Source organism: Mycobacterium sp. VKM Ac-1816D, from assembly GCF_000416385.1.
GTDB classification, from domain to species: Bacteria; Actinomycetota; Actinomycetes; order Mycobacteriales; family Mycobacteriaceae; genus Mycobacterium; species Mycobacterium neoaurum_A.
Window position 1 is genome coordinate 36,148 of the sequence record NZ_AOHQ01000144.1, and the last position, 9,345, is coordinate 45,492.

Below are 9,345 nucleotides of genomic sequence, written 5' to 3' on the forward strand. Positions count from 1 at the left end.
TCACACGCGGGGTGGCAATCAGACATCCAATCGTGACCCGACCAATATCGTTCGGTCTGGCGGCAGGTGGAAGTAGCCGGCCGCATCGGCTGTGAGGAACGACGTGGCGACGAAAAGCCTTTTGCGCCAACCGGTCATGTCTGGACTGTCGCCCGGCACCAGCTCCAGGTGTGACAGGAAGTAAGACGCCCTGTCCAGATCGACACCTCCTTCGGTGATCTCGCTGGGCAACATTCGCAGGGCGGCCGGGACGTCGGGGCGTTCCATGTAGCCGACATAGACCGTGACGTGCACGATCCCGTCATCGCGGTAGCCCAGGGAGTCCACGGAGATGCGCTTGTCGTCGGGTAAGCGGGGGACCGGGACGGTCTCGACGGCCACGATCACCGCATGTTCGTGCAGGACGTGGTTGTGCTCGACGTTGGTGCGCATAGCCAGCGGAGTGGTGTCATCGGACCGATTCAGAAACACCGCGGTGCCGGGAACGCGTACCAGCGGCGGTTGTCGGTCGGCCAGTTCGTCGATGAAGGGCCGTAGCGGTCCCTCGATCTCGTGCCGGGCTGCGGTCACCAGATGTCGTCCGCGCTGCCAGGTCGTCATCACGATGAAGGCGCAGATCGCGATGACCAGCGGCAGCCAGGCGCCGTGGACCAGCTTGGTGAGGTTGGCCGCCAAGAACATCAGATCCACGAGCAGCAGTGCGCCGCCGCCCGCCACCAGCGCCCACAGCGGCCACCTCCACTCCTGTCGGGCGTAGTAGAGGAACAACAATGTGGTGATCGTGATCGTCCCGCTGACCGCCATACCGAACGCGTAGGCCAGCGCTGCCGAGGACCGGAAGGCGAAGACGAGGGTGAGTACCGACATCATCAGTACCCAGTTGATCCACGGGACGTAGATCTGCCCGATCGCGTTGGCCGAAGTGTGTGTGATGCGCAGGCGCGGCAGATAGCCGAGCTGGACGGCCTGGGACACCACGGAGAACGCGCCGGTGATCACCGCCTGCGAGGCGATCACGGTGGCCGCCGTGGCCAACAGGACCAGCGGCAGCCGCGCCCACTCCGGGGCCAGCAGGAAGAACGGTGCGCTGTGCACATTGTCATCGCGCAACAACAGCGCACCCTGCCCGACGTAGTTCAGCGTGCAGGCCGGCAACACCAGGCCCAGCCATCCGATGACGATCGCACGCCGTCCGAAGTGCCCCATATCGGCGTAGAGCGCCTCGGCGCCGGTGACCGCCAGCACGATCGCGGCAAGCGCAAAAAACGCGATGTGGAAGTGTCCGCCCATGAACGCGATGGCATACGTCGGCGACAGCGCGGCCAGAATCCCCGGGTTGCCGGCGATGCCGAGGACGCCGCACGCGCCGATCGCGACGAACCAGACGATCATCACCGGACCGAAGAATCGCCCGACCGCCGCCGTACCCTGGCGTTGCGCGCTGAACAGCGCAACGATGATCACCGCGGTGATCGGGACAACCCAATCCTTGAGACCGGGTTCGACGGTCTTGAGACCCTCCACCGCCGACAGCACCGATATTGCCGGCGTGATCATCGAATCGCCGAAGAACAGTGCGGCCCCGAACAGGCCGAGGAAGCCCAGCGCGATCGCGGTCCGGTGACCGCGCGTACTCGCACCGCGGCGCAGCAGCGTGATCAGCGCCATGATGCCACCCTCGCCGTGGTTGTCGGCGCGCATCACCAGGGTCACGTAGGTGAGCGTGACGATCGTCATGACCGACCAGAAGATCAGGGAGACAACGCCGTACACGTTGGCCTCGGTCAGTGGCACCGGGTGCGGGTCGGCGGGGTTGAAGACCGTCTGCAAGGTGTAGATGGGACTGGTGCCGATATCGCCGAACACCACGCCCAGCGCTCCGATGATGATCGCCAGCCGCAGCGGCGGCGCGGACTGCTGTGGCTGTGCGGGTTGGTCTGGCATGCCTACATCATCGGTACCAGCGCGGGATGAAGCTGCACTTCCTGGGTTTTCATGACGAAGTACACCCGCTGCCCGACCTCCAGGTCCAGCTCAGCGGCCGCGGCTGGGGTGATATCGGCGGCCAGGCCCGTGCCGCCGTCGGGTTGCTCGGCACCGCGAACCCGTACCGTGCACCCGTGGATGTCGAGTTCGGCGATCTGCACCTGGACGATATTGCGCGGACTGGCGTGCGGCGCGCTCAAGTGGACCGCGACCGCGGCGGGACGGAACAGTGCGACGCCGGCCGACCCGACCTCCAGATCGCCCAAACCGGAGATGGTCTGGCCCCATGCGGTGCGCAGAATGCCAGGCTCGGAAAGGACGCCCGACACCAGATTGACCCCGGCGATGCGCGCGGCGAAATCACTTCGCGGTTCGCTCAGCACCTGGCGGACATTTCCGCTCTCCACCACATGGCCGTCGTCGATGACGACCACGGTATCGGCGAGGGCGAGTGCGTCGAGCAGATCGTGCGTGACGATGATCGCCGTGCGGCCGGTTTCCCGCAGCACCTCGCGCAGCAGCCGGCGCATTGCGGGCGCCGCGGTGACATCGAGTGCGGCCATCGGTTCGTCGAGCAGCAGCAGCCGCGGTTCGGCGGCCAGCGCCCGGGCGACCGCGATGCGCTGAGCCTGTCCGCCGGACAGCTCCGCCGGCCTGCGTGCTGCCAGCTCCATGGCGTCGACGGCCGTCAACCAGTGCCGAGCCTGCTCTCGGGCGGCCGAGCGCGACAAGCCCCGGCAGCGCGGGGCGTAGGCGACGTTGGCTTCGGCCGTCATATGCGGAAACAGCATTGCCTGCTGGGACAACATGGCGATGCCTCGGGCATGCGGCGGGACGAATATCCCGGCGGCGGTGTCGGTGAGGACGGTGTCACCGAGCTCGATGCGTCCACTGTCCGGGCGCAGCAGCCCGGTGATCATCAGCAGCAGCGTCGACTTACCGGCGCCGTTGGGACCCAGCACGGCCAGCACCTTGCCATCGGCGAGGGACACGTCGAACTCGATTCCGCGCCGCCTCTGGCCGGCCGTGACCCGCACTGCGCTCATAGCGCGCCCCGCAGCCGGCGGGTGCCCGAGGCGATCACGATCACTGCGGCGACCACGATCAGGAGCAGCGACAGTGCCACGGCCGCATCGGGATCCGTTTCGCGCTGCAGATAGATCTCCAACGGCAGGGTGCGGGTCACCCCCTGCAACGAGCCCGCGAAGGTCAGCGTCGCCCCGAACTCGCCGAGCGCGCGTGCGAAGGCCAACACCGCGCCCGATATCAAGCCGGGCAGCACCAGCGGCAATGTCACGGTGCGCAGCACGGTGGTAGGGCGGGCGCCCAGGGTCGCCGCGATGTGCTCATATCCGTTGCCCGCCGAACGCAGCGCGCCCTCCAGGCTGACGACCAGGAACGGCAGCGAGACAAAGGATTGCGCGAGTACGACAGCGGTGGTGGAGAACGCGATGTGCAGACCCCACAGTTCGAGGTATTCGCCGAGCAGTCCTTGACGGCCGAACGTGTAGAGCAGTGCGATACCGCCGACCACCGGCGGAAGCACCAACGGCAGCAATACCAGCGAGCGCAGGATCGCTTGGCCGGGAAAGTGTCCGCGCGCCAGCGCCAGGGCCATCGGTACCCCGAGCAGCACACAGACCAGTGTGCTGGCGCTCGCGGTCTTGAGGCTCAACAGCAGTGCGGCGCGCGATGATTCGGAGGTGATGAGAGGGATGAAGTGCGGCCAGTCAATTCTCGACAGGATCGCGACCAGCGGGGTGATCACGAACAATGCGCCCGCCGCGGCGGGCAGGTAGATCCAGACGGGGAGACCTACCTGGACCGGCCCGCTGGGTCGGCGCGCGACGGTCACGGTGTGGCAAAACCCGCTGCGGTGAGGACGTCCTGTCCGGCCGGGCCCGTCACGAGGTCGACGAAGTCTTGTGCGGCTTGTGAGTTGGCGGCCTCCTTGAGCACGGTGATCGGATAGGTGTTCACCGCGTCGGTGGACTCGGGGAACGGGACCGCAGTCACGTCGTCCGCGGCGCTCGCCGCATCGGTGACGTACACGAGTCCGGCATCGGCCTGACCGGAGGTGACCTTGCCCAACACATCGGTCACCGCGGATTCCTCACTGACCGGTGCCAGCTTGACGCCGGTGGCCTTCTCGACCTTCTCGGTGGCCGCCCCGCACGGGACCTGGGGCGCGCACACCACAACCTGGGTGCCCGGCCGCGCCAGATCGGCGAAAGTCGCTATTTTCTTGGGATTGCCGAATGGCGTGACGATCGTCAAGGTGTTGCCGGCGAAGTTGACCGGCTCTCCGGCGACGGCGTCGGCGTCCACTGCCTTGGTCATATTGGCGGTGTCGGCGGAGGCGAACACATCGGCGGGCGCGCCCTGGGTGATCTGGGTGACCAGATCGGAGGAGCCTGCGAAATTGAAGGTGACCGTCGTTCCGGGATGGTCCTTTTCGAATCGGGCCCCCAGCTCGGTGAACGTCTTCTTCAACGATGCGGCGGCGAACACCGTGAGCTGTGCGTCCGGCCGTGCTGAATCGCTCTGCGATGACGAGCATCCGGCGAGCAGGAGGGTGAGGGCCAACAGTCCCGCTAGCGGTTTCACGACGTTCCTCCTGGAGTTTCGACGATGACGTTGGTGGCCTTGACGACGGCGACCGCCAGCGCGCCGGGCTGCAACCCGAGCTGTTCGGCCGAGGTGGTGCTCATGAGTGAGACCACGGTGAACGGACCGCACTGCATTTCGACTTCACACATCACGCGGTCGGCCGTGACCTTGGTGACGAGCCCGACGAGGCGATTGCGTGCGGAGCTGCTGGCTCCGGTCGGGTCCGCCGGTGGGGAGGCCTGTTCGCGGACGAACGCGGCCAGGACGTCGCCGGCGATGACCTTTCGTCCGGCGTCGTCTTTATGTGAGGCCAGCGCGCCGCTGTCGGTCCACCGGCGCACGGTGTCATCGCTGACGCCGAGCAGCTTGGCGGCGTCCTTGATGCGAATTGCGGGCACCGATGCCCTCCTTGATCCGATTATGCGGTCAGAAGAGCATAGATCAACCGCTTTTGCGGTTCTCCGTGAGTGCGACGAAGACAAGGTCGAGCATGCGCGGCCGGCCCGCCGCCTCCGCGGTGCGGCGGGAGACGATGTTCAGCCCGTCGATGGTGCCGATCAGATGTTCATCGCGATCGGTGCTGATATCGGCGGCCCACCTCCGCTGCGCGTGGCTCGCGTAATGGTGGCCGGCATGATCGGCGTCCACCACCTCCTCGTGGATTTCGGCGCCGGGGATCCAATAGATGCGGCCCGGTCGTACGGCGAACACTCCGACCACCATGTCCGCGACGGTGATCGCGTGTAGGTGCCCGGCAGCATGCCAGGCGTGCAGATCCTCGGCATCGGCAGCCGTCACATTGTGGGCCAGCGCGGGATTGAGCATGCGGTAGCGGGTGCGTACCAGTTCGACGGCGTCCTCGGCGCGCGCGAAGGGAACGAGCGCAATCCGGTGGTCCGGCTCACCCAGATCCCTGCACCGCGCGGCGTGCACGGTCTGGTCCAAGACGATGTCGGGTCCGTCGAGGGCTCCGGGCCGGGTTCGCAATCGCAGTGCCTTCGGCGCGAACTCCGACCATTCCGCCGCCACGCAGCGCGCCAGGTCGTCGATGTCATCGAAGGTATGCGCAATGATCTCGATGAACGGCCTGTCGATGTTTCGTCCACGAAACCTGATCCCGCCCAACAGGTCACCCCCCTCAGTGCGGATCGCGCGCTGCAGGTAGTCCGACGAGGACACCCCGGGTAGATCGATATGGTCGGAGAACGAGCGGGCGAAGGCCTCGTCGCGGGTGCGGGCCAGTTCCTCGGCGAGCCACGCCGACACATGCCGGCGACCTGGTACACCGAACAATGCGTCCGCCAGATCGTATTCAGGAGCCAGTGATGGCCAATCCTCAATCGGGCGCATGCGCGCATTCAACGCGATGATCCCGCCGAAGCCAACGCGTTTACGGCGAGGCCGGTGCCGCCACCTCGTCGGCCACCAATTGCGACGCGGTCCGCAGTCCGCCCCAGTCACCCCGCCAGCCCAGCAGGTGCACCGCCAGATCCGCGGTCCGGTTCGGCTGATCGGGCTCGCCCAACCCGTCGGCACGTAGGTTCGGCAGGCTCTCGACCAGTCGGAACACAGTATCGGCATCGGCGCTGACATCCAGGGCACCGTCGGCCGGCTCGATATCGGCGATCACCCGCGTCGACAGCTCCCGGTAGGCGCGACGCAATTCGGTTCGTTGCCGGTGGAATTCGCCGAATCGCGGATCACGCACCTCGGGCAGCAGATAGAGGATGCCCAGGTTCCACGGGCTGTCCCACAGGAGGCGGCAGTCCAGCAGGCTGAGCGCATGCAACAACACCACCGGTTGCTCGTTGCGGTCACGCAGCTGCTCGGCCGCCCGCAGCGATGACAACACGGTGCCGCTCAGCAGTGCGGCCAGGATGTCGTTCTTGGTGCGGAAGTGGTGATACAGCGAGGCCTGCCGGATCCCGACGGCCTCGGCGATCTGACGCGTCGAGGTCGCGGCCACCCCTGAGGTGGTGAACAGTTCGGCGGCCGCGTCCAGCACCTCGTCCCTGGCGGTCTGGCCGGGACGTTTGCGCCCCTCCAGTCGGGGGCGACCGCTTGCGGTGGTGCGCACGTGTCGATCCTGCCAGTCCGACAGGCGCGACACGTGCGCCACCGCCGATGTGTCCCGCGTCAGGACCTTGCCGCCGTCAAGACCTCGGGTGCGGGTGCCGGTTCGGTCTGCAGGGTGTTCACGGTCGTACGGACCGTCGTGAACGACGCCGCGACCAGGTAGGCCGCCAACGACGCAGCCCCGGCCAGCAACGTGCTCCAGCCATCGGCCGTGGCCGTCACCATATCGTTGGGAATGTAGAACAGCGTGTTGTCGACCCCGTAGATGGTCGGGGTGAGCACGAAGAACGTCATCCGTACACCGATGCCGACCACGATGGCCGCCCAGGCCGCCGCGGCGCCCCCTCGCGACCAGTACAGGCCGAGGATGAACGGGACCACCAGGCTGGCCAGCAGCAGGTCGAAGGCCAGCGTCAGCAGGATGCCGGTCTGCGGTACCCGCAGAGCGACGACGCCGGCCAGTACTGCCATGGGCAGGGTGGCCCAGCGGGTGGCGGTCAGCACCCGCGGTGTCATCGTGATCGCCTCCGCATCGATGCGCAGGATGTTGCGGATCAGCACTGCTGCGGTGGACAGCAGAATTCCGCTGATGGTGGTCAACGTCGCGGCCAACAACCCTGAGATGACGATGATCGCCAGCCAGGCCGGTGCGTAACCACCCAGCAGCGTGTACAGGATCGGACCGTCCGTGGCGTCGTCACCCACGATGCTCACGGCGGCCAACGCCACGAAGGACAGTGGGATACAGAGCATCAGCAGTCCGGCGGCCGCGGCGAAGCATGCCTTCTGCGCACCGCCCGGCGTGCGGGCGGAGAACACGCGCTGCATCAGGTCGATCGCCACCAGATTGCCCAGGCCCAGCGCGATGATGGTGGCCCAGTTGATCACCGCACCGGAATCGCTGGAGGTCAGCTGCGCGAGATCACCGGCGCCCATTCCGTCGGGAGCGCTGAAGCCGTGCGTGGTGGCCACCCAGGTCACCAGTGCGGCAACGCCGATGACATTGACGATGACGCACGCGACACCGGTATAGACCGAGGCGAACATGCCTCCGCTGATGGTGTACAGCAGCGCCAGCGGAATGGTGAGGAGAATCGCGTAGGCATACGAGACACCGAGGAAGCGCTCCAGCAGGAAGCCGACCGCGACCAGATTTCCGGCGAGCAGGATGATGAAGCTGGCGATGGTGAGAAATGACGACGCGACCTCGGTGCTGCGACCGAAGCGGTTACGGAAGTACTCGGGCAGTGTCACCACATCGGCGGCGCGCATGCGTTTGGCGAAGAACAGCCCCATGAGCAGCAGACAGATGGCCAGCCCGATGGGTAGTGCGGCGCCGGCCCAGAATCCGAAAGCCGCTGAAAGATCGGCATTGCCGATGGTGGCGTTGGAGTCGACGGGCTGTGCGATGAGCACGGCGGTCACCAGAACCGCGGGCAGGGCCCGACCGGCGACCAGATAGTTCGAACAATCGCCGCGCACACGTCGGGCGGAGATGACACCGCTGACGGTGAGGATGAGCAGGAAGACGGCAACGCCGGCAATGATCATGACGAACTCCAAGAGGGAGTAGGGGTTTGTGGTTCGGCGACGTTGCCGGGACAGCTTCGGGTGCGGTGCAGGTAGGTCAGTGGCTGGTGAGTGCCTTGCGGCCGAATGTCGCCAGCGGATGGGCGCCCTCGGGCAGTGTCACCTCCCCTCGGGCGAGCCGCTCCTGCAGATAGCGGAAGCTCTGGGCGGTCTGTGCGAACAGGTGCTCACCGGCGATCACCGGGGTGCGTGCGGGTTTGCCGTTGACTGCGAGGGCCGGTAGCGGGGCCACTTCGGTGTCGTCGTCGACGTTGACGAACAGCGGAAAGGAGAAACGCTCCTCGACCACCTTGCGGACGCGGTGGGTCGTGGCGACGAACTCCCCGTTACTCCAAATCTCCAGCAGGTCACCGATGTTGATGACGAAGGCATCGTCGATCAGCGGCACGTCGATCCACGTTCCGGCGGCGTTGAGAACTTCCAGACCGGGCGCCGTCGGCCGGAGCAGCGTGAAACATTCGTAATCGGTGTGCGCACCGATACCCGGCCGGTCGGCCGCGGCCGGGTCGAACGGGTAGTGGATCAACCGCAGTTGTGACGGCGGTGCGGTGACATGCCTGTCGAACCGATCTGCCGGCTCGCCCAGTGCGACCGCGAAGGCGCGCAGTAGCCGACGTGACAACGCGAAAACAGCCTTGTACCAGGCAGTTACGGCCTCTCGGAATCCGGCTAGCTCGGGCCACTGGTTGGGCCCCAACAGCGGGTGGCCTGCCAGATAGCGCGGGTCGTCGGCGGGTAGATCGACGGACAGGTCGAAGGCCTCCTTGGCATCGACGGTGCCCGCGGCGAACACCTCTTCACCGGGCGGCACATACCCCCGATGATTGCTTGAGTGGCCGATGTGAACCTTGAGCTTCTCCTGCTCGGGCAGGGCGAAGAAGGTCCGGGTGGCGGTGAGCAGATCATCGAACAGTGCGGAACTGATTCCGTGACCGATGATCTGGGCGAACCCCACCCGTCGGGCGGCGTCACCCAGGTCGGCGACCGACCGGGCGTAATCGGGGTGGTCCTCGTCGAGCAGGGCAGCGATGTCGAGCACCGGCACCTCGGTGAAATCGGCGGTCATATCGTTCCTCAGGGGTT

9 protein-coding genes are annotated in these 9,345 nt (G+C 66.4%); all 9 read right to left on the reverse strand.

The window, feature by feature from the left end:
• Window positions 1–18 precede the first annotated feature (18 nt).
• The 9 genes from G154_RS22110 to G154_RS22150 all read right to left on the reverse strand — a co-directional run bounded on the left by G154_RS22110 (window position 19) and on the right by G154_RS22150 (window position 9,328).
• Window positions 19–1,944 (reverse strand): potassium transporter Kup, encoded by a 1,926-nt coding sequence (locus G154_RS22110; protein WP_019514363.1) that lies wholly within the window; start codon window positions 1,942–1,944, stop codon window positions 19–21.
• A gap of 2 nt (window positions 1,945–1,946) precedes the next feature.
• Window positions 1,947–3,032, reverse strand: coding sequence for a sulfate/molybdate ABC transporter ATP-binding protein (locus G154_RS22115; RefSeq protein ID WP_019514364.1), 1,086 nt, complete (start codon window positions 3,030–3,032; stop codon window positions 1,947–1,949).
• Complete coding sequence (locus G154_RS22120) at window positions 3,029–3,841, reverse strand: ABC transporter permease (protein WP_019514365.1); 813 nt, start codon at window positions 3,839–3,841, stop codon at window positions 3,029–3,031. The genes G154_RS22115 and G154_RS22120 overlap by 4 nt, the downstream gene beginning before the upstream one ends.
• Window positions 3,838–4,593, reverse strand: coding sequence for a molybdate ABC transporter substrate-binding protein (modA, locus tag G154_RS22125; protein ID WP_019514366.1), 756 nt, complete (start codon window positions 4,591–4,593; stop codon window positions 3,838–3,840). Before modA ends, G154_RS22120 begins: the two co-directional genes overlap by 4 nt.
• A complete protein-coding gene (locus tag G154_RS22130; RefSeq protein WP_019514367.1) occupies window positions 4,590–4,994 on the reverse strand; it encodes a molybdopterin-binding protein in 405 nt (134 codons plus the stop codon). Before G154_RS22130 ends, modA begins: the two co-directional genes overlap by 4 nt.
• 43 nt (window positions 4,995–5,037) lie before the next feature.
• Window positions 5,038–5,862, reverse strand: coding sequence for a hypothetical protein (locus G154_RS22135; protein WP_019514368.1), 825 nt, complete (start codon window positions 5,860–5,862; stop codon window positions 5,038–5,040).
• Between the two features lie 124 nt (window positions 5,863–5,986).
• Window positions 5,987–6,673: a TetR/AcrR family transcriptional regulator gene (locus tag G154_RS22140; protein ID WP_031601401.1), complete on the reverse strand. Its 687-nt coding sequence runs from the start codon at window positions 6,671–6,673 to the stop codon at window positions 5,987–5,989.
• Between the two features lie 59 nt (window positions 6,674–6,732).
• Window positions 6,733–8,223, reverse strand: a complete 1,491-nt coding sequence (locus G154_RS22145) for a sodium:solute symporter (protein ID WP_023985495.1) — start codon at window positions 8,221–8,223, stop codon at window positions 6,733–6,735.
• Window positions 8,224–8,299: 76 nt separating this feature from the next.
• The gene (locus tag G154_RS22150) at window positions 8,300–9,328 is read right to left on the reverse strand and encodes an isopenicillin N synthase family oxygenase (protein ID WP_019514371.1); all 1,029 of its coding nucleotides are present in this window, start codon (window positions 9,326–9,328) and stop codon (window positions 8,300–8,302) included.
• Window positions 9,329–9,345 lie beyond the last annotated feature (17 nt).